Origin of the sequence: Nocardioides sp. GY 10113, from assembly GCF_004919105.1 — a bacterium.
Classification (GTDB): domain Bacteria; phylum Actinomycetota; class Actinomycetes; order Propionibacteriales; family Nocardioidaceae; genus Nocardioides.
The window spans coordinates 52,814-74,448 of record NZ_STGK01000019.1 but is presented as its reverse complement, the minus strand read 5'-3'; the positions used below and the strand labels follow the sequence as shown (position 1 = coordinate 74,448).

Below are 21,635 nucleotides of genomic sequence, written 5' to 3'. Positions count from 1 at the left end.
GGCGGGACCGCCTCAGGTCAGGCCGTTCTGGGACAGGAAGTCCGCGGCGACCGTCGCCGAGTCCTCCTTGTCCACCTGCACCCGGGCCAGCGCCTCGGTCAGGTTGTCGGTGGTGAGCACCGCGGAGAGCCCGTTGAGCGCGTCGCCCACCTCGGCGGTCACCTTGTCCGACTGGATCAGGGGAAGGATGTTCTGGGCCAGGAAGAGGTTCTGCGGGTCGTCCAGGACCACCCAGCCGTTGGTCGAGATGCTGGAGTCGGTGGAGAAGATGTTGGCGACGTCGATGTTCCCCTTCTTGAGCGCCTGGACGGTGAGCGGACCGCCCGCATCGAGCGTCTTGAACTCCTTGAACTCGACGCCGTAGAGCTCCTCGAGCCCGACCAGGCCCTGGTACCGCTCCTTGAACTCCGGGCTGGCACCGACCGTCAGCTCGTCCGCGACCGGCGCCAGGTCCTCGATCGACGAGAGCGAGTACTTGTCAGCGGTCTCCTGGGTCACCGTGAGGGTGTCCTTGTCCTCGGCGGCCGCCTGGTCCAGGGTCTCGCTGCCGTCGGGCAGTACGTCCTGGAGCGCGGCGTACACGTCGTCGGGCGAGCTCACGTCCTCCGGCGGGGTGCCGCCGGAGAGGTAGGCGAGCAGGGCGCCGTTGTACTCGGGGAGCAGGTCGAGGTCCCCTTGCTCGAACGCCTGCATGTAGGCCTCGCGGGAGCCGATGTTCGGCTTCGTCTCCACCGTCAGACCCTTGGCCTCCAGCGCCTGGGCGTACATCTGCATCAACAGCTCGGACTCGGGGAAGTTCGCCGAGCCGATCACGATGGTGCCGGCGTCGCTCCCGCCGGAGCTGAGCGGGTCGCCGTCGTCGCCGCCGCAGCCGGTGAGGGCGGCGGCGCCGATGAGCAGACCCGCGAGGAGAGCGAACGGACGTGTGCCGATGGAACGGATCATGCGGTGTGCCTCTCGGTGAGTGATGGGACGTGCGCCGGGGCCCGCTCGCGCGGGGTCCGGGTGGGAAGCGAGTCGGAGCGCCTCGATCGGCGACGGGCGGGCTGCCGAGGGCCGCGACCGGCCCGGCCGTCGACGCCGGGCGAGACGAGGATCCGCTGGACCCCGCCGAGCGCCAGGTCGACCGCCACGGCGAGCACCGCGAGGACGACGGCGCCACCCACCACCCGCGGGTAGTCGAGCAGCGCGAGCCCGTCGAAGAGGTACCGGCCGAGCCCGCCCAGCCCGACGTACGCCGCGATGGTGGCGGTGGAGATCACCTGCAGGGTGGCGTTGCGGAAGCCGCCGAGGATGATCGGCAGCGCGTTCGGGAGCTCGACCCCGAGCAGGACCTGTCGCGGCGTCATGCCCACTCCTCGCGCGGCGTCGACCGCCTCGGCCGGCACCGCTCGGACGCCGGCGAAGGTCGACGTCAGGATCGGCGGCACGGCCAGCACCACGAGCGCGATCGTCACCGGGAGCAGTCCGATGCCGACCGCCGCCAGCGCCAGCATCACCACGCCGAGGGTGGGCAGCGCGCGGCCGGCGTTGCCCAGGCTGATCACCGCGAACGAGCCGCGCCCCGAGTGCCCGATCACCAGGCCCGCGGGGAAGGCGATCGCGAAGGCGATCGCGAGTGCCAGCGCGCTGTAGCCGAGGTGCTGCAGGATCCGGTGCGGGAAGCCGTCCACGTCGCCCAGCGCCCAGTTGGCCGGGTCGAGGAGGAACGAGAGGGTGTCGCCGTTCACCGGGCGCCCCCTGCCCGGGCCCACGGGGTCAGCAGTCGCTGCACCGCGACGATGCCCGCGTCGGCGACGACCGCGAGCAGCACCGAGAGGACCAGACCGATCAGGATCGGCGGGGCGTAGAAGCCGAGCTGGAACCCGCGGGTGAAGAGCTGGCCGAGGCTCTGGATCCCGATCAGCGCGGAGATGCTGACCAGGCTGACGTTGGCCACCGTCGCCACCCGCAGGCCGGCGAGGACGACGGGGAGCGCCAGGGGCAGCTCGACGGCGAACCAGCGGCGCAGCGGGCGGTAGCCCATCGCCGTCGCCGACGCCAGCACCTCCGACGGGACCGACCCGAAGCCGTCCGCCGTGGTGCGGACCAGCAGCGCGAGGCTGTACAGGGCGAGAGCGATCACCACGTTGACCGGGTCGAGGATGCTGGTCCCGATCACGCCGGGGAGCAGCAGCAGGAGCGCGAGCGAGGGGATCGTGTAGACCACGCTGCTCAGGGTGAGCAGCGGGTGACGCGCCCAGCCGAAGCGCTGCGCCAGCCAGCCGAGCGGCAGCGCCAGCACGAGCGCTATCGCCACCGGGAGGAGCGCCAGCCAGACGTGCGCCACCAGGTCGTCGAGGATCACCGCGTGGTTCACGCGGATGTAGTCGGCGATCTCCTGGAGCATGCTCAGACCGGTTCGCCGTTCTCGAGCAGCGCGAGCTGCCGGTCCCGCACGTACGCCGCCAGGCGGGCGTGCCCGACGATCCCGTCGGCCCGTCCGGCACCGTCCACCCGGACCGCTGCGCTGGCCGGGGAGAGCAGCACCAGATCGGCCACCCGGCGCACGCTGTCCCCCACGGTGAACGTGCCGCTCACCGGCCACTCCCCCGCCGGACCGCGCCACGCCGTCGGGCGGCCGTCCGCATCGCGCAGCAGGGTCAGCCCCTCGATCTCCGTGCCGACCGGTGCCACGGGCACCTCGGACGCGTCGGCGAAGGAGAGCCCACGGTAGCCGCGGTCCCTGCCGACGAATCCCCGCACGAAACCGTCGGCGGGGTTGGCCAGCAGGTCCTCGGGGGTGTCGTACTGGGCGATCCGGCCGCCCGCGGCGAAGACCGCGACCCGGTCGCCCAGCTTGATCGCCTCGTCGATGTCGTGGGTCACCATCACGATCGTCTTCGCGAGGTCCGCCTGGAGCCTGAGCAGCTCGTTCTGCAGGTCCTCGCGCACCACGGGGTCGACCGCGGAGAAGGGCTCGTCCATCAGCAGGACAGGGGGGTCGGCGGCCAGCGCCCGGGCCACACCGACCCGCTGCTGCTGGCCCCCCGAGAGCTGGGCCGGGTAGCGGTCCCCCAGCTCGGAGCTCAGGCCGACGCGGTCCAGCAGGTCGAGCGCGGCCGCGCGGGCCGCACGGCGGGTGGTGCCGGAGAGCACCGGGACGGTCGCCACGTTGTCGAGGACCGTGCGGTGCGGAAAGAGCCCGCCGTGCTGGATGACGTAGCCGATGGAGCGCCGCAGGAGCGCCGGCGGCTGCGTCGAGACGTCCTCGCCGTCGATCGTGATCCGGCCCTCGGTCGGGTCGATCATCCGGTTGATCATCCGCAACGAGGTGGTCTTGCCACAGCCGGAGGGGCCGACGAAGACCGTGATCCGGTGGCTCGGTGCGGTCACGGAGAGACCATCGACGGCCATGGTCCCGTCGGGGTACCGCTTGGTGACGCTGTCGAACTCGATCACCTGGTGGCCTCCGTCGCTCGGTCGGTGAGTGCGGGCGCGCAGGACACCGCGACCACCCGACGTCTGCCCCAGCCTGGCACAAACAAACCTTCGCGGGTCGGACCTGCGCCGGTGGGCCAGACCGAAGCCGGCTCGGGCGCAGGCCCGCCGTGCCGTCAGGCGCCGTAGACCGGCTCGGGCGCCGGCGAGGCCGCCAGCAGCTTGCGCAGCGCGGGCCCCACCTCCAGCGCCTCCCAGCGCTGGCCGCGGTCCTCGGCGGCGGCGTGGCGCCACCCGCTCTCCACGGTCAGCCGGCTGCCGTCGATCTCGATCACCCGACCGGTCACGTCGCCGGCCTCCTCGGAGGCGAGCCACGCGACGATCGGCGAGTTGTCCTCGGGCAGAGCCATCGCGGAGGTGTCGAAGGCGCCCTCGGTCATCCGCGTGCGGGCCACCGGAGCGATCGCGTTGACGGTGACGCCGTAGCGGCCCATCTCCTGCGCCGCGACCAGCGTCAGCCCGGCGATGCCCGCCTTCGCGGCGGAGTACGTCGCCTGGCCGACCGACCCCTGCAGGCCGGCGCCGGAGGAGGTGTTGATCACCCGGGCCGCGCGCTGGCGCCCCTCCTTGGCCTCGGCCCGCCAGTAGGCGCCGGCGTGGCGCAGCGGCGCGAAGTGGCCCTTGAGGTGCACCCGGATCACGGCGTCCCACTCCTCCTCGGAGGTGTTGACCAGCATCCGGTCGCGGACGAACCCCGCGTTGTTGACCAGGATGTCGAGTCCGCCGAAGGTGTCGATCGCCTGACGCACCATCGCCTCGGCGGCGGCGAAGTCCGCGACGTCGGCGCCGTTGACCACGGCCTCGCCGCCGAGCGCCTCGATCTCGGCGACCACCTCGTGCGCCGGGCTCTCGGTGCTGTCCTCGCCGGCCAGCGTCACGCCGTAGTCGTTGACGACGACCTTGGCCCCGTGGCGGGCGAGCTCGAGCGCGTGCGCCCGGCCGATCCCCCGTCCGGCCCCGGTCACGATCGCGACGCGGCCCTCGAGCAGTCTGGTCACTTGTCCTCCTTGGACTGGGTGGATGCCGCAGCGGCGGCGCTCTGAGCGATGTAGAGGAAGACCGGCATCTCGCCGCCGCCGTGGCAGGCGACGCGAGCGCCGGAGACGTAGGACGCGAGGTCGCTGCCGAGGAACGCGGCGACGCGGCCGATCTCGGCGACGTCGGCCATCCTGCCCAGCGGGATGGTCGACTCGATCTCGGCGACGGTCTCGTCCCCGCCGTAGTGGTCCGCGGTGTCCGCGGTGCGCACCAGCCCGACGTCGATGGCGTTCACGCGCACCCTCGGCCCCCACTCCTGGGCCAGTGACGTCGTCAGGGCGTCGACACCGGCCTTCGCCGCGCCGTACGCCGCCGTGCCGGGCGAGGGTCGGCTGGCGGAGACCGAGGAGATGTTCACGATGGACCCGCCGCCCTCCTGGCGCTGCATGATCCGGTTGGCCTCCTGGCTGACCAGCAGCGACGACATCAGGTTGAGGCCGACGATCTTGTCGTGGAAGCGCGGGGAGGCCTCCGCCGCCATCGCGTACGGCGCGCCGCCGGCGTTGTTGACGACGAGGTCCAGACGGCCGTACTCGCTGACGATCCCATCCAGCAGGACCGCCACCGCCTCGGCGTCCCGGACGTCGCAGATCCGGTGCTTCGCGCCGACCGGCGGCTCCGCCTCCGAGCGGGCGCAGGTCACGACCGTGGCTCCCGCCTCCAGGAGCACCTCGGTGATGCCGCGGCCGATGCCGCGCGCGCCGCCGGTGACCAGGGCGACGCGGCCGGCGAGATCGATCGAGAGTGACATGGCTCGTACCCTACCAAGCAAATGCTTGGTAGGCTCCTGGGCATGACAATCACCAGCGAGCTGCGCGAGGACGGGATCCGCGTCATCACCATGGCCGCGCCCCCCGTCAACGCGCTGACGGTGCAGGGCTGGTTCGACGTCGCCACCGCCCTGGACGAGGCGAGCGCCGACCCCGCGACGAAGGTCGTGGTGCTCCGCGCCGAGGGGAAGGGCTTCAACGCCGGCGTCGACATCAAGGAGATGCAGCACTCGGACGGCTTCGACGCCCTGCTCGGCGCGAACAAGGGCTGCTACGCGGCCTTCAAGGCCGTCTACGAGTGCGCGGTCCCGGTGATCGCCGCCGTCAACGGCTTCTGCGTCGGAGGCGGCGTCGGCCTGGTCGGCAACGCCGACGTCGTCGTCGCCAGCGACGACGCCTACTTCGGCGTACCGGAGGTCAACCAGGGCGCGCTCGGCGCCGCGACCCACATGGCGCGGCTGGTGCCGCAGCAGATGATGCGGACCCTGTACTTCACCGCCCGGACCATCCCGGCCCGCGACCTGGTCCGGTTCGGCAGCGTCCTCGAGACCGTGCCCCGCGAGGAGCTGCTGGAGTCGGCGCTGCGCGTCGCCCGCGACATCGCGGCGAAGGACACCCGGGTGATCCGCGCGGCCAAGGAGGCCCTCAACGGCATCGAGCCCGTCGACGTCAACAAGTCCTACCGCTGGGAGCAGGGGTTCACCTTCGAGCTGAACCTGATGGGCGTCAGCGACGAGCTCCGCGACGAGTTCGCGGGCACCGCCAAGAGCAACGGCACCAGCACGAGCCAGACCACCAGCAAGGAGAGCAAGTGAGCCGCAAGCCGCGCGACAAGCGGATGACCATCGACGAGGTGGTCGGGTCCCTCGAGAGCGGGATGACCATCGGGATCGGCGGCTGGGGTCCGCGCCGCAAGCCGATGGCCCTGGTCCGGGCGCTGTACAACTCCGACCTGACCGACCTGACGATCGTCTCCTGGGGCGGCGCCGACGTCGGCCTGCTCGCCCGGGCCGGCAAGATCAGCAAGCTGGTCTACGCCTTCGTCTCGCTCGACTCGGTGCCGCTGGAGCCGAACTTCCAGAGGGCGCGCCAGACCAAGGCGATCCCGGAGGTCGTCGAGCTCGACGAGGGGATGTTCCAGACCGGGCTGCGGGCCGCGGCTCAGCGGCTGCCGTTCCTGCCGATGCGGGCCGGGCTCGGCTCCGACGTGATGGTCAACAACCCCTGGCTGCAGACCGTCACCAGCCCGTACGCCGACAGCGACGGCGTCCGCGAGGAGCTGGTCGCGGTGCCGGCGCTCCACCTCGACGCCGCGCTGATCCACCTCAACCGGGCCGACATGCACGGCAACGCGACCTACCTCGGCCCGGACCCGTACTTCGACGACCTCTTCGCGATGGCCGCCGACCGGACCTACCTCTCCACCGAGCAGGTGGTCGACACCGCCGGGCTGACCGTCGACACCCCGGTCCAGCGGCTGCTGGTCAGCCGGATGATGGTCGACGGCGTCGTGGAGACGCCGAACGGCGCCCACTTCACCACCTGCACCCCCGACTACGAGCGGGACGAGCGGTTCCAGAAGGCCTACGCCGCCGCGGCGGGCGGGTCCGAGGAGGAGTGGCAGGCGTTCCACGACCGGTTCCTGGCCGGCGACGAGGCGTCGTACCAAGCAGCAGTCAGCGCGTTCACCGAGGAGGCCGGGAAGTGACCGACTACAGCAGGGCGGACGTCTGCGCCGCCGCGATCGCGGACGCGTTCGCCGAGGACGGCGAGATCTTCGCGAGCCCGATGGGCATGCTGCCGATGCTCGGCGTCCGGCTGGCCAAGCTCACCTCGAACCCGGACCTGGTGATCTCCGACGGCGAGTCGCTCTTCCTCGCCGGGGTGCCGCCGCTCTTCGCGAAGGGCGACGTGGTCGAGGGCTGGATCCCGTTCCGCAAGGTCTTCGACGTCGTCGCCTACGGCAAGCGGCACGTGATGATGGGGGCCACCCAGGTCGACCAGCACGGAAACCAGAACATCTCCGCGATCGGCGACTTCGCCCAGCCGAAGCGCCAGCTGCTCGGCTCCCGCGGCGCGCCGGGCAACACGGTCAACAACCGCACGTCGTACTGGGTGCCGCGCCACTCCCCCCGGGTCTTCGTGGAGCAGGTGGACATCGTCTCCGGCGTCGGTCCCGCCCGCGCGGCGGCGGCCGGGCCGGCGGCCGCGAAGTACAACGACATCCACCGGGTCGTCTCCAACCTCGGCGTCTTCGACCTCAACGGCGCGGGCGGGACCATGCGGCTGCGCAGCGTCCACCCCGGCGTGACCGTCGACGGGGTGGTCGCCGCGACCGGGTTCACGCTCGACATCCCCGCCGAGGTGCCCACCACCCGCGAGCCCACCCTGGAGGAGCTGGTGGTCATCCGGGAGGTGCTCGACCCGAAGGGCCTCCGGTTCCGCGAGGTGCCCGAGCCGACGGCACAGGCCGCGGGGGCGTCCGCGTGATCGGCCAGCTGCTGCGCACGCCGTTCACCGACCTGGTCGGCGTCCTGCACCCGGTGGTCCAGACGGGGATGGGCTGGGTCTCCGGGCCGCGCCTGGTCTCCGGCACCGCCAACGCCGGCGGCCTCGGCATCCTGGCGTCGGCGACGATGACCTTCGACGAGCTCGAGAAGGCGATCATCGAGGTCAAGAGCCGGACCGACGCCCCCTTCGGCGTCAACCTGCGCGCCGACGCCGGCGACGCCGCCGACCGCTGCCGGCTGCTGATCGACTACGAGGTGAAGGTCGCCTCGTTCGCGCTCGCCCCCAAGCCGGAGCTGATCGCCCGGCTCAAGGAGCACGACGTCGTGGTGATGCCCTCGATTGGCGCCGCCAAGCACGCCAAGAAGGTCGCCGCCTGGGGCGCCGACGCGGTGATGGTGCAGGGCGGCGAGGGCGGCGGCCACACCGGTCCGGTGCCCACCACGCTGCTGCTGCCGACGGTGCTCGACGCGGTCGACATCCCGGTCGTCGCCGCCGGCGGGTTCTTCGACGGGCGCGGCCTGGCCGCGGCGCTCTCCTACGGCGCCGCCGGGGTCGGCATGGGCACCCGGTTCCTGCTCACCCAGGACAGCGCGGTGCCCGACGCGGTCAAGCAGCTCTACCTCGAGCGCGGCCTCACCGACACCGTGGTCACCGCCAAGGTGGACGGGATGCCGCACCGGATGCTGCGCACCGACCTGGTGGAGGAGCTGGAGGAGACCAGCGCGGTACGCCGGATGGGGCCGACGCTGCGACGCACCGCGGCCTTCAAGCGTGAGTCCGGGATGTCCTGGACCGAGCTGCTGAAGGACGGCCGGGAGATGCGCAAGCGCCAGGGCCGCACCCTGGGCCAGATGGCCTTGGCGGCGAACACCCCGATGATGCTGAAGGCGGGACTGGTCGAGGGCGACACCACCGCCGGCGTGCTGGCCAGCGGCCAGGTCGTCGGCGTGATCGACGACCTGCCGACGTGCGAGGAGCTGGTCGACCGGGTGGTCACCCAGGCCGCCGCCGAGCTGCGTCGCGCCTCCGCCTACGTCGTGTGAGTCCACCCGGGCTGCGGGCTACGGCGTCGCGGCGGGGGTGATCGGCGGGGGCAGGTAGGTGTTCTCGGCGACGGTGCTGCCCGCGACGACGCCATAGACGCGCAGCATCACGTTGAACTGGCGCCGGCGGACCGGCAACCAGTTCGCCGCGGGCACCCCTGCCGGCTTGACGCGGGAGATGTGGACGGTGAGCGAGCCGTCGCCGTTGTAGGTCAGTCCAGGGGTGTAGCGCGCCACGACGTACTTGTTCGCGCGGTTGGGGATCAGCTCGACGCTCCGCGGCGTGTAGGCGGTCAGCGACCAGAACCGGGACGCATCGGGCGTCATGCCGTTCGCGCTGCCGGGAGCCGCGAAGTTGATGACGTAGCCGCCGCGGGTGGCGCCGACCAGCGGCTCACCGGCCACGTCGTAGAACGCGTGGTAATAGGCGGCGGTGGAGATGCCGTTGCAGTACTGGCAGAACTCCGTGATCGAGGAGCGGTCCAGCACCGCCGTCCCCCAGTCGCCGATGTTGGTGAAGTGCGTCCAGTTGGTCGCGCCGCGGTGGTCGAGGTAGTTGGCCACGATCGCGGCGTGCGCCGTGCGGGTGGCATCGGCGAACGCGGCCCGCTCCTCCGGACTCAGGTCGCGGCCGTCGCCGAACGCGGCGTCGAACTCCTCGACGAGCTGCTGGTCCGCCGCCGGGAGCGGCGGGTGGATCGGTGAGGCCACGGCGCGTTGCAGGCCGCGGAGGAAGGCGATCGGCCGGTTGTTGGCCCGCCGGTCGGCGATCAGCTTGAACGGGGTCGCGTAGTCGCGCTCGGGCACGACCGCGGTGGCCTCGCGATTGATCCGCAGCCGGCGCCGGAACGCCTCGGCCTGCGTGGTGAGGTCCGCCTCGCCGCTGAACTTGTCGGCGCGGAAGATCATGAACATGAAGTCGTAGGGCAGCACTGCGGCCCGCGGCGGGACCCGCGCGCCGGTGCCGGGACCGACCAGCGTGTAGCGCGTCGCGGGCATCCGGATGCCGGCCGCCTTCGACGGCACCGGGGAGTCGTAGACGTTGCCGAACGCGTCGAGCAGCAGAACCGAGTAGCCGACCCGCCGGGACGCCGGAACCCGGATGTGGACGGGTCCGTCGCTGGTGTCGATCGGGCTGCTGGCGTAGAGGGTGTCGTCGTTGATCGCGACCACCGACTGGTAGATCGGAGAGATCCGGTCGGGTCCGATGAACTTGTTCTTCGGCGCCAGGGCGAACTGGAGGTTCGTGAACCAGAGCGGGTAGAACGTCTCGACGTACTGCTCCGTCGTCGCGCCGACGTCACCGGGCGGGTACGCCGCCGCTGGGCCGCGCGGGACGCCGCCGAGGGTCACGGCCAGGGCCATCGCTGCCGCTCCGGCCAACCAGCGTCCGGCCGGAGACCTCCTGATGTCGAGCATCGCGCCTCCGCGGGATCGGACTCCGTCGTCTCCGCCCTCGAGCCTCACCCCACCACCGCGAGGTGTCAAGCGTGGCGGACGCTCAGTCGTCCCGGACGCGGCCGCGCAGTGCCTTGGTGCGCCCCAGCTGCTTCTTCGCCTCCACGCGCCGGCGCTGGGAGGCGCGCGACGGCTTCGTCGGCCGGCGCGGGGGCGGCGGAGGCGCCGCGGCCGCGCGCAGCAGCGCCGCGAGGCGCTCCCGCGCGGCGGCCCGGTTGCGCAGCTGGGAGCGGTGCTCGGAGGCGACCACCGAGACCTGGCCGCGGGTCATCGACTCGCCCAGGTTGCGGAGCAGCCGGGCGCGCTGGGTGTCGGTGAAGGCCGTCGACGCGCTCGGGTCGAAGAGGAGCTCGACCCGGGTGTCGGTGGTGTTGACGGACTGCCCGCCCGGCCCCGGCGAGCGGGAGAACCGCTCGGTCAGCTCGGACGCGGGAATCGTCGCCCCCGAAGGCAGCCCGGGGCCCGGGGGCACCACCAGGTCACGTCCGGGCTCGCTCATGAAACCGACGCTATCGCCTGCGCCGCCGCGCCCGTCGCCGCGCCCTTCCACAGTGCCGCCGCAGCCAACTTTGCCGCAGGCGGCCGGAACGGCCCACTGCGCCGTGCTGCGCTGCCAGGATGGGAGCGAGCAAGAGAGGCGGTGGGGACATGGTCCTCCTGGGCATCGTGGCGGGCGTCAGCGGCGTGCTGCTCCTGGCAGTGCTGGTGGCGCTACCGATCCGGGACCGGCGGCGAGGCATTCGAGCGGCCCGCGCGGACGAAGGCACGATCCAGGCCCACACCAGCCGCCTCGACCGCTACCAGTAGCGCGACGTCACCGGGCGCGGCCCTCGCCGCGGCTCACCCCGTCAGTGGCCGCTGGTAGGCGATCTCCCGACCCATCACCCGGTAGCCGAGCAGCTCGTTGACGCCGATCATGTGATCGTTCGACTCGGCGTTCCAGGTGTCGATCGTGGCCAGGTCCGGCTCCTCCTCCCGGAGCCAGCGCAGCATCTCCGCCTTGAGCAGCAGGCCGAGGCGGTGTCCCCGGTGCGATCGGACCACCGAGGTGTCGTGCTGGTGGCCCCGCTCCGGATGGTCGATCTCGACGGCGACCACGGACTGTCCGGCGAGCCCGCCGGTCGGCACGTGACGGGCGACGACGCGGTACATCCGCTCGCCCCGGCCGCGGGTGGCGGTCTCGTAGGCACGCACCCGGTCGGCCGTGTAGACCTCGTCCTCCACGTCGAGGCCGTCGGTGGGCGCGTCGTTGATCGCCGACGTCAGCTCCGCCAGAGCAGGCAGGAGGCCCTCGGGGGTGGGCGGCGCCCAGCGCTCGATCGCGTAGTCGCGGGCGTGCGGCAGCGCGTCGTCGTACCTCCGGTCCAGCTCGGCCCAGGCGACGTCGGCCAGCAGCTGCCGCCGGTTGATGGTGGACTGCTTGGCCACGAACCCGTGTCGCTCGGCGAACGCCGCACCGGCCGCCGACTCCCAGCCGTCCATGCCGAGGCTGGTGCGGCCGAGCGCGCGCGCCGCCTCGACCAGCTCCGCCAGCAGGGTGGAGCCGTGCCCTCGTCGCCGGTACGCCGGATGCACGGCGACGCCGAGCCAGGCCAGGTCCAGGTTGTCGTACTCGCTGACGCTGACCGAGCCCCAGCCGACGACCTCGCCGTCGACCCGCGCCAGGTAGGGCGTCGAGGGCTCGCCGTCCCAGCCGTGCCGGAATCGGCCGGCGCCCTCCGCAGGCGTCACCGGGAACGCCCAGGGCGCGTCGACCGCGGCGACCGCGTTGGTGAGGGTCGCCCACCGCTCGAGCGCGGAGGCGTCGTCGGGGCCGAACGGAGTGACATGCATGACAACCCAGCATGCCCCCTGGGGGATATGGCCGCCAGCGAATAAACTGTCGACCGTGAGCACCGTGCAGGGAGGGAACCCCCGGACGCCGGCCCCGCGCCGGCGCCACCTGATGGACCCGAACGCGCCCCGCAAGAAGCCCGACCCCGAGGCGGTCAAGCGCCTCGAGACCGTGCAGCGACGCGTGATCTCGGCGATCATCATCACCACGATCCTGCACATGACCGGGGGCCTGATCCTGGCCGCCGACCACGTCAACACCGACCGGATCGACGCTCAGATCGGCCTCAACGTGATCGGTGCCGCGTTCGCGGTCGGCGGCATCGCCGGCGTCCTCGCACTCAACCGGCGACCGATGCTGTCCTGGTGGCTGCTGCTGGGCGTGGTGCCCGGGATCATCGGCACCTGGTGGGTCCTGACCTGACGGTGGTGGGTCCTGACCTGACGGTGGTGGGTCCTGACCTGACGGGTCGCCGCTGTCGCGGCGGCCGACACGCCCCGGAGGCAACCTGATCCCCGGCCCGCGCGTCGCACGGACGTGTACACCATCGCCGGAATCCTGTGGGCCACGATCGTCGTGGTGGCGCTCCTCGGCGTCGCCCGCCACCACTGGCTCGTCCATCGTCGGCGCGCGGCCGGGCGCCTCAGCCATCCCTGAGCCGCTCGCCCGCCCTCAGGCGCCGGGGGCTCCGGCGACGGGCAGCCGGATGAGGAAGCGGCAGCCGGTGCCGGGGGCGAGGTTCTCCACGCTGACGGCCCCGCGGTGGGCCTCGACGATGCCGCGGACGATCGCCAGGCCCAGCCCGGCGCGGCCCACCCCCGACTCCCCCGGTGTGCGGGCCGCCGAACCCTGCCAGCCGACCTCGAAGACCCGCGCCAGGTCGGCCGCGGGGATGCCGCCGCACTGATCGATCACGCTGAGCTCGACGCCGTCCGCCGTCGGCTCCGCGCGCACCTGGACCGCCCCCGCCTCCGGCGTGTGCCGGATCGCGTTGATCACCAGGTTCGAGATCGCCCGGGAGAGGGCCGCGGGGTCCGCCGACACCTTGATCCCGTCGGCGACGTGACCGCCGAGACTCACGTTCCTGGTGCGGGCGACGGGATCCGCGCTCGCGATCGCCTCGCTCACGACGTCGCGCAGGAGCACCGACTCCACCTGCGGCACGAGGCCGCCGGCATGGATGCGGGAGAGCTCGAACAGGTCGTCGACCATCAGCGACATCCGGTCGACATCGCTGCGGATCTGCGCCAGGTAGCGGTCCGGGTCGACCGCCATCCCGTCCTCGAGCGCCTCGGCCATCGCCCGCATCCCCGCCAGCGGCGTGCGCAGGTCGTGGGAGACCCAGGAGACGAGCTCCCGCCGCGACTGGTCGAGGCGCTGCTCACGGACCCGCGAGGCCTCCAGCTCCGACTGGGTCTCGGCGAGCGCCTCGCTCAGCGCCCGGAACTCGCTCGGCCCGCTCGGCGGATCCAGGTCGCCACCACCCGCGCCGAGCCGGAGGACATTGCTGCGCAACACCCCGACGCGCCGGCTGATCACGGTGCCCAGCGCCAGCACCACCAGCAGCGAGACCGCGGCGGACACCGACCCGACGTACATGGCGACGGTCAGGTCGTGCCCGGAGATGAACATCCGCTGGGTGACGGCGACCAGTCCCGCGTACGGCGCCGCCACCGCCACCAGGGCGATCACCGTCAGCTGCCAGCGCAGCGACCGATCCCGCAGCAACCAGCTCGCCACCAGCCCGAGGAGACCCACCGCGAGCGCGCAGCCCGCGGCGACCAGCAGGATCTCGAGCTGGACCTCGCCGGTCATCGGGGCTCCGCCCCGGTCACCGGGAGCGCCGCCGACGAGGCCGACTCGGCCGCCTCCCACAGGTAGCCGATCCCCCACACCGTGACCAGCCGGACCGGGCTGGTCGGATCGTCCTCGACCTTCTCGCGCAGGCGACGCACGTGCACCGTGACCGTCGACCGGTCCCCGATCGACCACCCCCACACCGACTCCAGCAGGTCGTCGCGCGAGAAGGCGATCCCCGGGTGCGCCACGAGGTAGCGCAGCAGGTCGTACTCGCGGGCGGTGAGCACCAACCGCTCCCCCGCCCGGGTCGCCTCGCGGCGCAGGTGGTCCACGACGAGGTCGCCGTCCCGCAGCAGGTCCGGCAGCCCGGGCTCCCGCCCGGAGGTGCGGCGCAGCACCGACTCCACGCGCAACACCAGCTCGCGGGGGCTGAACGGCTTGCTCACGTAGTCGTCGGCCCCCACCTCCAGCCCGGTGACCCGGTCCACCTCGTCGCCCAGCGCGGTGAGCATGATGATCGGGACCTCCCGCGTGGCGCGGATCCGGCGGCACACCTCCAGCCCGTCGATGCCCGGCAGCATCAGGTCCAGCACCACCAGGTCGGCCGGACGCCGGGCCATCGCCTCGACGGCCGCCTCCCCGTCCTCCGCCTCGGTCACCTCGTGCGCGTTGGCGCGCAGGTAGGTCGCCACCACCTCGCGGACCGTCGGATCGTCATCCACGACGAGCACGCTGGCCATCTGCACCTCCCGACCTCTGACGCGAGCGTACGACCAACGCGGCGACCACGGCGCCGACGACCACCACCGCGACCACGAGCAGCCATCCCGCCCAGTAGTCGCGGTCCAGCAGGCTGGGGTTGTCGGCCCGCCGTCCCCAGCCACCGAGCACCGGCACCGCGAGGAGCGTGAGCGTGCCGATCAGCAGGCCCGCGACGGCGGCGGGACCGCGCGCCCAGGTCGGCAGGAGCCGCGCCGCCACCCAGGCGACCGCGATCGCCAGCGGCGCCAGGATCGCGTCGTGCACCAGCACACCGCCGGCCAGCCAGGCCACCAGTGAGACCAGCTGGTCGACCTCGGACCGGGTCAGCAGCAGCACGGCGCCGTACGCCGCCAGCAGCACGCCCGCGGCCCCGAGCAGCAGCCGGGTCATGCGAGCACCTCCAGCCGGGTGACCCACTTGGTCTGCAGGACGCCGGGGCGGTCCGGCGCGATGATCCGCGCCGGGCTGCCGTGGTCGAGCGACAGCGGCTCCCCGTTCAGCGACAGCGCGAGCAACGCGTCCGGGGAGTCCGCGAAGTTGCCCGGCAGCACCGTCACCGCATTGGCCCGGCGTGTCTGCAGGGAGACCACCCGGACGTCGCCGCCGGCGGGTGCGCCGACCAGGTCCAGGAGCGCCCGCACCGGAACGCCGGTCCACGTGCCCGAGGCGCTCCAGCCCTCGACGCAGGCGATCGGCAGGGTCCGGGAGCGCTGCGCGAGACCGGCCAGGTCGGCGCGGCTCAGGCTGACCACGCGGTCGCCCCGCACCACCTCCAGCCGGTACGACGCCCCGCCCATCGCCGCGGTGACGCCCGCGGCACGGGCGGAGCGGTTGACCGGCACGCCCTGCGGCCCCTCACCGGTCCGCACGGCGAGCACCGAGACGCGGCGCAGCCACGGAACGGTGGCGCCCGCAGTGAGCAGCACCGCCGCGCCGGCGGCCGCCCACGTGCCCCGCAGCAGCGTCCGCCGGGAGACCGGCCCGGGCCCGGTCGCCGTCGGGCGGTCGTGGGCGGACGCCTCGAGCGGGGCGCCGAGCACGTCCCGGATCACCGGGAGCTTCACCGCCACGTGGACGACCAGCGCCCCGATCGCCACCCAGGCGAGGGCGTAGTGCGACGTCCGGAACGAGAAGCCCCAGGGATACCACTGCGTGATGTTCACCAGGCCGGAGGCCAGCTGGAAGATCGCGCTGGCGACCAGCACGGCGATCGAGCCCCGCTCCAGGGAGGTGGCCAGCAGCGCGCGCGAGGGGCGCGTCAGCGGGCGCGGCAGGGCCTCGAAGAGGCGAGGGTAGACCGTCCACAGCTTCACCAGGAGGAGCGGGACGGCGGCGCTGCCGGCGGCGACGTGGATGCCCTGCGACACCCGGTAGCCCCACACCGGCACCGTCGGGAAGGCGACCGGCTGGTCCGGCACCTGCGCGTAGTGGCTGAGCAGTCCGGTCAGGAACGCGACGCCGAAGCAGACGCCGAGCCACAGGCCGACCCGGGCCGCGACGGCGGCGCTGCGCAGCCGGGAGGTGAAGCGCTCCTCCACGCCGGGCCGCGGCCCACGTGGGACGGGGCTCGGCACCGGTGTCGGCTCGGGCGCCGTCATGCCGGCTCCCGGACCAGGACCGCGCACCAGCGCTGGCCGATGCGGCGCAGCAGGTCGAGCCCGAAACCCGCCGGCGCCGCGAGGCGGCCGATGTCGTCGGTGCCCACGACAGCCCATCGGAACGGGCGGCTGCGCTGTCCCTCGCACTCCAGCATCGCCCACACCGCTCGTGCCGGCACTCCGGGCTCGGCGACCTCGACCACGATCCGGCCCCGCTCGGTCAGCAGGGCGCCCGTGCGGCGCAGCAGCGCCTCCGGGTCGCCGCCGATCCCGATGTTGCCGTCGGCGAGCAGCGCGGTGTGCCAGCGCCCCTCGGCGGGGACCGTGCCGAAGACGTCGCGCCGCAGCGCGCTCGCGCCGCGCCGGATCGTCTGGTGCACGGCCTCGGCGACCACGTCGATCCCGAGGACGACCTGCCCGCGGACGGCCAGCTCCTCGGCCATCCGCCCCGGGCCGCAGCCGATGTCGAGCGTCGGCCCGTGGCACAGGTCCAGGATCTCGCGATCGTCGTCGTCGGCGTCGGCGGTCCAGCGGGCGGTCGGCACCGCCGCCGGCCCCGGGTCGAGGCCGACGACCGAGCAGGCACCGCCGCGCAGCGCCCGCGTGAAGGCGGCGGTGAACGTCGTCTCGCGGTTCACAGCGCCACCTCGGCGATCTTCTGCCAGCACCGCCAGGCCGCGGCGAAGCGGGTGTCCGGCGACTCCGCCGCGACCGCGTCGGCGTCCACGGCCCGGTCGACGTCGCGCAGCACGTGCGCACGGGCGACCGTCAGTCCCCTCGCCAGCAACGCGTCCTCGGTCCTCGCCGCGGTCTCCGGGGTCGACATCGGCACCCCGACGAGGCACTGCGCGTCACGCGGGTCCCGCAGCCCCAGCAGCCACCAGCCACCGTCCGCGGCGGGGCCGAGCACGGCGTCCGCCCCCTCGAGCAGCGCGCCGGCCGCCGCGAGGTCGGCAGCGGTGACCTGCGGGGTGTCCATGCCGATCTGCACGGCCGGCCCGGGCGTCCCGGCATGCGCGGCGGCCAGGCGGTCGGCGAAGTCGGCGCCGAGCTGCGGCCGGACCTGCCAGCCGGCCAGCGCTCGCCGCAGCTCCCCGCCGTGCGTCCCGTCCTCCAACGTGCCGGAGAGCGCGAGATGCCGGCGCTCCGGCGCTGCGAATCCGCCGCAGGCGTGCATCGTGTCCAGCAGGGCGAGCGCCGCGAGGTCGGCCGCGGCCCGGGCCGCCCACCGGCCGACCAGCCGGCCCGCACCGGAGGCCGCGAGGTCGGTGGCGAGCCGCGTCTTCACCTGACCCGGCACCGGGGCCTTGGCGACCACCAGCACCGCCACCGGCGGCGACGCCCATCCGGCCGCGCTCATGCCAGTACCCGGTAGAAGTCGCGCGCGGCGCGCACCGTCCCCCGCACCGAGCCGGACACCTTGGACCGCGTGCCCTCCGCGCGCGGCAGGTAGCGCACGTCGTACTCGGCGAAGCGCCAGCCCGCTGCGACCGCGGCCTGCATCAGCTCGACCGGATAGCCGAACCGGCGGTCGTGCACCCCCAGCGCCACCAGGGCCTCGCGACGGCACGCCCGCATCGCCGGGAGGTCGTGCAGCGGGAAGCCGGTGCGGCGGCGCAGCCAGCGCACCACGAGGTCGTTGCCGAGGCGGGCGTGCCAGGGCCACGTGCCTCGCCGGACCGGACGGCGGCGCCCGGCGGCCAGGTCCACCGCGCCGGCGGCGACGGCATCCACCAGCGGGAGCACCTCGGTCGGGTCGAAGGAGCCGTCGCCGTCCATGAAGGCGACGATGTCGGCCTCGGCCGCGTCCAGCCCCGCAGCGACGGCGGCTCCGTACCCCGGCTCCGGCTCGTGCACCACGGTCGCGCCGTACCGCCTGGCGACCTCCGCCGTGCCATCCGTGGAGCCGTTGTCCACCACGACCACCCGGAGGACCTCGGGCACCAGGGGCAGGAGCCGCTCCAGTGCCGCGGCCTCGTCGCGGCACGGGAGGATCAGGTCTGCTCGGGCCATGCACCCCACGCTAGGCACGGTCGGCCCCGGACGTCGCCCGCTGGCTGCTTACGAACCGGTGACATCGCCCGCGGGCGGGGCGGCGCGGTGGACCGCGACCCTAGGCTCCCAGGCGTGATCGGTCGCCGCCATGCCCCCTGGATCGCGCTGGCCGTCGCGCTGGCGGTGGTCGTCGCGGCCATCGCGGTGCCGGCGCTGACCGGCTGGAACGTGCACGCCCGATCCTCACGCATCCCCCTGAGCGAGAACTTCCCGCCATGGCATGGCGACCAGCGGGCGCGGGTCGGGCCCGGGACCGCACCGGCACTGCTGCTGGCCGTTCTCGGCGTGGTGCTCGGCGGTCGGCTCGCCGATCGGCTGAGGTTCGGAGCGCTGCTGGCGGTCGCCTACGTCGTCGGACTCGGCTGGCTGCTGGCCCTCGCCCTCGTCGACGGCCCGGACGGACTGACCCGGGTGCTCGGGCACTGGTCGGAGTACCTGCCCACCGCGCGGGCGGTCGACGACGTCCCGGCGCTGTTGCGCACCTACGTCGACCGCATCCCGTCCGACGCCCCGGACAACTGGGCGATCCACGTCGCCGGGCACCCGCCGGGCATGTTGCTGTTCTTCGTGGGACTGGTCCGGGTCGGCCTCGGCGGCGACCTCGCCGCGGCGCTGGTCGTCACCGCGCTGGCAGCGACGATCCCGCCGGCGGTGCTGCTGACGCTGCGGACCCTCGGCGCGGCGGCCACCGCGCGGCGGGCGGCCCCGTTCCTGGTGCTGACCCCCGCGGCGGTCACCCTGGCCGTCTCCGCGGACGCCGTGATGGCGGCGGTCGCCGCGTGGGCCACGTTGCTGCTGGCGCTGGCGGCCACCCGGACCGGGATTCCCGCTCTCGCCTGGGCCGCCGCCGCAGGGGTGGGCTACGGCTGTCTCGTGATGCTGTCCTACGGCCTGGTGCTCTTCGCCGCGGTCGCGGTGACAGTGCTCGTCGCAGCGCGGAGCTGGCGCCCGCTGTTGCCCTGCGCTGCGGCCGCCGGTGCGGTCGTCCTCGGTTTCGCGGTCGCCGGTTTCGCGTGGTGGGAGGCCTTCCCCGTGCTGCGCGAGCGGTACTGGGACGGCATCGCCGCCGACCGTCCCGCGAGCTACTGGCTGTGGGCCAACCTGGCGCTGCTGGTGACGACCGCGGGCCCCGCCGTCGCGGCCGGGCTGACCCGGCTCGGCGCGGTCGAGCGCCCCGCGCGCTGGCTCGTGCTGGGTGCGCTGGCCGCGGTGCTGGTCGCCGACCTCTCGCTGATGAGCAAGGCGGAGGTGGAGCGGATCTGGCTGCCGTTCGTGCCGTGGCTGACGCTCAGCCTCGCCGGGCTGCCCGACCGATGGCTGCGCCCCGCGCTCGCCCTGCAGGTGGCGACGGCGCTCCTGGTGCAGCACCTGGTCAGCACCTTCTGGTGACGGATCCTCCTCGGCCCGAGCCGCTGCGGATCAGGCGCGCAGCGGGGCCGTCGCGAACGCGGGGATGCCGACGGCCGGAGCGGTGCGCGCGGTGAACCCGAGCACCCGAGCGGCCCGTTCCGGGGAGGCCACGACATGCCGGACGTCGCCGGCCCGGAACTCGCCGGTGACCTCCGGGCGTGGCCCGCGGTCACCGGCGAGCAGGCGGGCGACCTCGGCGATGGTGACGGGATGCCCGGAGCAGACGTTGAAGGCGTCGCACCAGCCCGGGGCCGCGGTGGCCACCGCCTCCACGGCCGCGAGGTTCGCCGCCGCCACGTCGTCGACCCGCACGAAGTCGCGCACCTGCCCGCCGTCCTCGAAGACCCGCGGTGCCTCGCCGCGCGCCAGCGCGGAGCGGAAGATCGCCGCGACCCCGGCGTACGGCGTGTCCCGGGGCATGCCCGGCCCGTAGACGTTGTGGTAGCGCAGCGAGACGACCGCGCCCGGCGCCTGGCGGGCCCAGGCAGCGGCGTAGTTCTCCTGCGCGACCTTGCTCGCCGCGTAGGAGCTGCGCGGGTCCATCGGCGCGTCCTCGGGCACGAGCTCCCACGTCAGGGCACGTCCACAGGCGGGGCACGTGGGGTCGAACTCTCCTCGGCGGAGTGCCTCGACCGGTCGGGGACCGGGTCGCTGACGTCCATGATCGGCGCAGGCGTAGCGACCCTCGCCGTAGACGACCATCGACGAGGCGAGCACCAGGCGGTCCACGCCGGCGGCGTGCATGGCGGCGAGGAGCGCGGCGGTGCCGAGATCGTTGTGCGAGGCGTAGAGCGGCAGGTCGGCGACCGTCGTGCCCGCCCCGACCACCGCCGCCTGGTGGCAGACCACGTCGATCCCACCGAGCAGCTCGGTCCACGCGTCGGCGGCCCGCACGTCCAGGCGGTGCACGCCGGCCGGCGCCGCCGCGGCTCCGTGCGCCTGCGGCAGCATCAGGTCCACCGCGACCACCTCGTGGCCGGCCGCGTGCAGGGCGTCGCGGACCGCGCCGCCGATGAAGCCGGCCGCGCCGGTGAGCAGCACCCTCACGGGATCTCGCTGGGGATCTCGCTCGGGATCTCGTACGTGAGCTCGATGTCGTCGGCCCAGGCGGAGCAGCTGCACCCCGTCGGGTCCGGCAGCCGCCCGATGGCCCCGCCGAGCAGGTCGCCGAGCCGCTCGAGATTCGCGCGGAACAGGGCGAAGACCTCCTCCTGACCCACGCCCTGGCCCACCGACTCCCCGGCGTCCATGTCGGTGACCAGGGCCAACGTGGCGTAGCAGAGCCGCATCTCCCGGGCCAGCACCGCCTCGGGATGGCCGGTCATGTTGACCAGCGACCAGCCGGCCGCGGCGTACCCCTGCGACTCCGCCCGGGTCGAGAACCGGGGTCCCTCGATCACCACCATCGTGCCGCCGGCCGTGACGGCACCGTCGGCCGCCAGCGCCGCGGAGACGCCGGGACAGTAGGGGTCGGCGAACGGCAGGTGCACGGCGCCGGAGGTCACGTAGGTCTGCACCCGGCCCGACGTGCGGTCCACGAGCTGGTCGGGGACCACCAGGTCGCCCGGCGACACGCTCGTGCCGAGGCCGCCCACCGCGCACGGCGCCAGCACCTGCCGTACGCCGAGCGCCGCCAGCGCCCAGATGTTGGCCCGGTAGTTGATCGCGTGCGGCGGGAAGTCGTGGTGCTCGCCGTGGCGTGGGAGGAAGGCGACGCTGCGCCCGGCCAGTCTGCCGATCGCGACCGGCGCCGACGGGGCGCCGTACGGCGTCGTGACGTCGACGTGGGTCGCCTCGTCCAGGAACCGGTAGAAGCCGGTGCCGCCGATGACCGCGACCTCGGCGATGGGAGTGCTCACCCCGCGACTCTGGCAAG

At 73.6% G+C, this 21,635-nt stretch carries 25 protein-coding genes; 7 read left to right on the top strand and 18 right to left on the bottom strand.

All coding sequences use genetic code 11. The annotated features are described in order from the left end of the window. Positions 1-12: 12 nt before the first annotated feature. From E8D34_RS18670 to E8D34_RS18645, 6 genes are all read right to left on the bottom strand, one after another. The gene (locus E8D34_RS18670) at positions 13-945 is read right to left on the bottom strand and encodes an ABC transporter substrate-binding protein (RefSeq protein ID WP_136596165.1); all 933 of its coding nucleotides are present in this window, start codon (positions 943-945) and stop codon (positions 13-15) included. Beyond that, positions 942-1,730 (bottom strand): ABC transporter permease, encoded by a 789-nt coding sequence (locus E8D34_RS18665; RefSeq protein ID WP_136596164.1) that lies wholly within the window; start codon positions 1,728-1,730, stop codon positions 942-944. Before E8D34_RS18665 ends, E8D34_RS18670 begins: the two co-directional genes overlap by 4 nt. After that, positions 1,727-2,389 (bottom strand): ABC transporter permease subunit, encoded by a 663-nt coding sequence (locus E8D34_RS18660; protein ID WP_136596163.1) that lies wholly within the window; start codon positions 2,387-2,389, stop codon positions 1,727-1,729. The genes E8D34_RS18665 and E8D34_RS18660 overlap by 4 nt, the downstream gene beginning before the upstream one ends. Positions 2,390-2,391: 2 nt before the next feature. Next, positions 2,392-3,441: an ATP-binding cassette domain-containing protein gene (locus E8D34_RS18655; protein ID WP_136596162.1), complete on the bottom strand. Its 1,050-nt coding sequence runs from the start codon at positions 3,439-3,441 to the stop codon at positions 2,392-2,394. Between the two features lie 155 nt (positions 3,442-3,596). Further along, positions 3,597-4,478 carry an SDR family oxidoreductase gene (locus tag E8D34_RS18650; RefSeq protein WP_136596161.1) on the bottom strand — a complete coding sequence of 294 codons (882 nt, stop codon included), beginning with the start codon at positions 4,476-4,478 and terminating at the stop codon, positions 3,597-3,599. Beyond that, positions 4,475-5,269 (bottom strand): SDR family oxidoreductase, encoded by a 795-nt coding sequence (locus E8D34_RS18645; protein WP_136596160.1) that lies wholly within the window; start codon positions 5,267-5,269, stop codon positions 4,475-4,477. Before E8D34_RS18645 ends, E8D34_RS18650 begins: the two co-directional genes overlap by 4 nt. Before the next feature lie 42 nt (positions 5,270-5,311). Here E8D34_RS18645 and E8D34_RS18640 point away from each other — a divergent pair, with 42 nt between their 5' ends. Genes E8D34_RS18640 through E8D34_RS18625 form a run of 4 tightly spaced genes read left to right on the top strand, consistent with a single transcriptional unit; the run spans position 5,312 to position 8,842 of the window. Continuing rightward, the gene (locus E8D34_RS18640) at positions 5,312-6,103 is read left to right on the top strand and encodes an enoyl-CoA hydratase family protein (RefSeq protein WP_136596159.1); all 792 of its coding nucleotides are present in this window, start codon (positions 5,312-5,314) and stop codon (positions 6,101-6,103) included. After that, entirely contained in the window at positions 6,100-6,996 is an 897-nt protein-coding gene (locus E8D34_RS18635; RefSeq protein ID WP_240771456.1) for a CoA-transferase, read from the top strand. Before E8D34_RS18640 ends, E8D34_RS18635 begins: the two co-directional genes overlap by 4 nt. Further along, entirely contained in the window at positions 6,993-7,778 is a 786-nt protein-coding gene (locus E8D34_RS18630) for a CoA-transferase (RefSeq protein WP_136596158.1), read from the top strand. The genes E8D34_RS18635 and E8D34_RS18630 overlap by 4 nt, the downstream gene beginning before the upstream one ends. After that, entirely contained in the window at positions 7,775-8,842 is a 1,068-nt protein-coding gene (locus tag E8D34_RS18625) for a nitronate monooxygenase (protein ID WP_136596157.1), read from the top strand. The genes E8D34_RS18630 and E8D34_RS18625 overlap by 4 nt, the downstream gene beginning before the upstream one ends. An 18-nt stretch (positions 8,843-8,860) precedes the next feature. Here E8D34_RS18625 and E8D34_RS18620 read toward each other — a convergent pair whose 3' ends face one another. Continuing rightward, positions 8,861-10,207, bottom strand: coding sequence for a DUF1214 domain-containing protein (locus tag E8D34_RS18620; RefSeq protein WP_168929531.1), 1,347 nt, complete (start codon positions 10,205-10,207; stop codon positions 8,861-8,863). Positions 10,208-10,343: 136 nt separating this feature from the next. Further along, positions 10,344-10,799 (bottom strand): alternative ribosome rescue aminoacyl-tRNA hydrolase ArfB, encoded by a 456-nt coding sequence (arfB, locus tag E8D34_RS18615; RefSeq protein WP_136596155.1) that lies wholly within the window; start codon positions 10,797-10,799, stop codon positions 10,344-10,346. Positions 10,800-10,948: 149 nt separating this feature from the next. Between arfB and E8D34_RS20935 the strand changes: the two genes are divergently transcribed. Next, positions 10,949-11,107, top strand: coding sequence for a hypothetical protein (locus E8D34_RS20935; RefSeq protein WP_168929530.1), 159 nt, complete (start codon positions 10,949-10,951; stop codon positions 11,105-11,107). Between the two features lie 33 nt (positions 11,108-11,140). Here the strand turns inward: E8D34_RS20935 and E8D34_RS18610 are convergent, their stop codons facing one another. Beyond that, complete coding sequence (locus E8D34_RS18610; RefSeq protein ID WP_168929529.1) at positions 11,141-12,133, bottom strand: GNAT family N-acetyltransferase; 993 nt, start codon at positions 12,131-12,133, stop codon at positions 11,141-11,143. 55 nt (positions 12,134-12,188) lie between these two features. Between E8D34_RS18610 and E8D34_RS20930 the strand changes: the two genes are divergently transcribed. Beyond that, entirely contained in the window at positions 12,189-12,557 is a 369-nt protein-coding gene (locus E8D34_RS20930) for a hypothetical protein (protein WP_168929528.1), read from the top strand. A gap of 249 nt (positions 12,558-12,806) precedes the next feature. Here E8D34_RS20930 and E8D34_RS18600 read toward each other — a convergent pair whose 3' ends face one another. From E8D34_RS18600 to E8D34_RS18570, 7 genes are read right to left on the bottom strand one after another with little or no spacing between them, the layout of a single operon-like run. After that, on the bottom strand, positions 12,807-13,949 hold the full coding sequence (locus E8D34_RS18600; RefSeq protein WP_136596152.1) for a HAMP domain-containing sensor histidine kinase: 1,143 nt from the start codon (positions 13,947-13,949) through the stop codon (positions 12,807-12,809). Further along, positions 13,946-14,674 (bottom strand): response regulator transcription factor, encoded by a 729-nt coding sequence (locus E8D34_RS18595; RefSeq protein WP_136596151.1) that lies wholly within the window; start codon positions 14,672-14,674, stop codon positions 13,946-13,948. The genes E8D34_RS18600 and E8D34_RS18595 overlap by 4 nt, the downstream gene beginning before the upstream one ends. Beyond that, entirely contained in the window at positions 14,649-15,086 is a 438-nt protein-coding gene (locus E8D34_RS18590; RefSeq protein WP_136596150.1) for a hypothetical protein, read from the bottom strand. Before E8D34_RS18590 ends, E8D34_RS18595 begins: the two co-directional genes overlap by 26 nt. Then, positions 15,083-16,294, bottom strand: a complete 1,212-nt coding sequence (locus tag E8D34_RS18585; protein WP_136596149.1) for a molybdopterin-dependent oxidoreductase — start codon at positions 16,292-16,294, stop codon at positions 15,083-15,085. Before E8D34_RS18585 ends, E8D34_RS18590 begins: the two co-directional genes overlap by 4 nt. After that, positions 16,291-16,932, bottom strand: a complete 642-nt coding sequence (locus E8D34_RS18580) for a class I SAM-dependent methyltransferase (protein ID WP_136596148.1) — start codon at positions 16,930-16,932, stop codon at positions 16,291-16,293. Before E8D34_RS18580 ends, E8D34_RS18585 begins: the two co-directional genes overlap by 4 nt. Then, positions 16,929-17,654, bottom strand: a complete 726-nt coding sequence (locus tag E8D34_RS18575) for a DUF2064 domain-containing protein (RefSeq protein WP_136596147.1) — start codon at positions 17,652-17,654, stop codon at positions 16,929-16,931. Before E8D34_RS18575 ends, E8D34_RS18580 begins: the two co-directional genes overlap by 4 nt. Beyond that, on the bottom strand, positions 17,651-18,307 hold the full coding sequence (locus tag E8D34_RS18570; RefSeq protein ID WP_136596146.1) for a glycosyltransferase family 2 protein: 657 nt from the start codon (positions 18,305-18,307) through the stop codon (positions 17,651-17,653). The genes E8D34_RS18575 and E8D34_RS18570 overlap by 4 nt, the downstream gene beginning before the upstream one ends. A 114-nt stretch (positions 18,308-18,421) precedes the next feature. Here E8D34_RS18570 and E8D34_RS18565 point away from each other — a divergent pair, with 114 nt between their 5' ends. Continuing rightward, positions 18,422-19,738, top strand: a complete 1,317-nt coding sequence (locus E8D34_RS18565; RefSeq protein ID WP_206056799.1) for a hypothetical protein — start codon at positions 18,422-18,424, stop codon at positions 19,736-19,738. Between the two features lie 30 nt (positions 19,739-19,768). On the opposite strand, the gene E8D34_RS18560 is transcribed toward E8D34_RS18565, so the two are convergent. Beyond that, positions 19,769-20,806, bottom strand: a complete 1,038-nt coding sequence (locus E8D34_RS18560; protein ID WP_136596145.1) for an NAD-dependent epimerase/dehydratase family protein — start codon at positions 20,804-20,806, stop codon at positions 19,769-19,771. Further along, positions 20,803-21,618 (bottom strand): S-methyl-5'-thioadenosine phosphorylase, encoded by an 816-nt coding sequence (locus E8D34_RS18555; protein WP_136596144.1) that lies wholly within the window; start codon positions 21,616-21,618, stop codon positions 20,803-20,805. Before E8D34_RS18555 ends, E8D34_RS18560 begins: the two co-directional genes overlap by 4 nt. Positions 21,619-21,635 lie beyond the last annotated feature (17 nt).

Coding starts and splice junctions, on each gene's coding strand:
- E8D34_RS18575 (WP_136596147.1), bottom strand. CDS start 17,654: ATGAGCGCGGCCGGATGGGCGTCGCCGCCGGTGGCGGTGCTGGTGGTC.
- arfB (WP_136596155.1), bottom strand. CDS start 10,799: ATGAGCGAGCCCGGACGTGACCTGGTGGTGCCCCCGGGCCCCGGGCTG.
- E8D34_RS18585 (WP_136596149.1), bottom strand. CDS start 16,294: ATGACGGCGCCCGAGCCGACACCGGTGCCGAGCCCCGTCCCACGTGGG.
- E8D34_RS18570 (WP_136596146.1), bottom strand. CDS start 18,307: ATGGCCCGAGCAGACCTGATCCTCCCGTGCCGCGACGAGGCCGCGGCA.
- E8D34_RS18600 (WP_136596152.1), bottom strand. CDS start 13,949: ATGACCGGCGAGGTCCAGCTCGAGATCCTGCTGGTCGCCGCGGGCTGC.
- E8D34_RS18610 (WP_168929529.1), bottom strand. CDS start 12,133: ATGCATGTCACTCCGTTCGGCCCCGACGACGCCTCCGCGCTCGAGCGG.
- E8D34_RS20935 (WP_168929530.1), top strand. CDS start 10,949: ATGGTCCTCCTGGGCATCGTGGCGGGCGTCAGCGGCGTGCTGCTCCTG.
- E8D34_RS18620 (WP_168929531.1), bottom strand. CDS start 10,207: ATGGCCCTGGCCGTGACCCTCGGCGGCGTCCCGCGCGGCCCAGCGGCG.
- E8D34_RS18640 (WP_136596159.1), top strand. CDS start 5,312: ATGACAATCACCAGCGAGCTGCGCGAGGACGGGATCCGCGTCATCACC.
- E8D34_RS18645 (WP_136596160.1), bottom strand. CDS start 5,269: ATGTCACTCTCGATCGATCTCGCCGGCCGCGTCGCCCTGGTCACCGGC.
- E8D34_RS18660 (WP_136596163.1), bottom strand. CDS start 2,389: ATGCTCCAGGAGATCGCCGACTACATCCGCGTGAACCACGCGGTGATC.
- E8D34_RS18670 (WP_136596165.1), bottom strand. CDS start 945: ATGATCCGTTCCATCGGCACACGTCCGTTCGCTCTCCTCGCGGGTCTG.
- E8D34_RS18595 (WP_136596151.1), bottom strand. CDS start 14,674: ATGGCCAGCGTGCTCGTCGTGGATGACGATCCGACGGTCCGCGAGGTG.
- E8D34_RS18590 (WP_136596150.1), bottom strand. CDS start 15,086: ATGACCCGGCTGCTGCTCGGGGCCGCGGGCGTGCTGCTGGCGGCGTAC.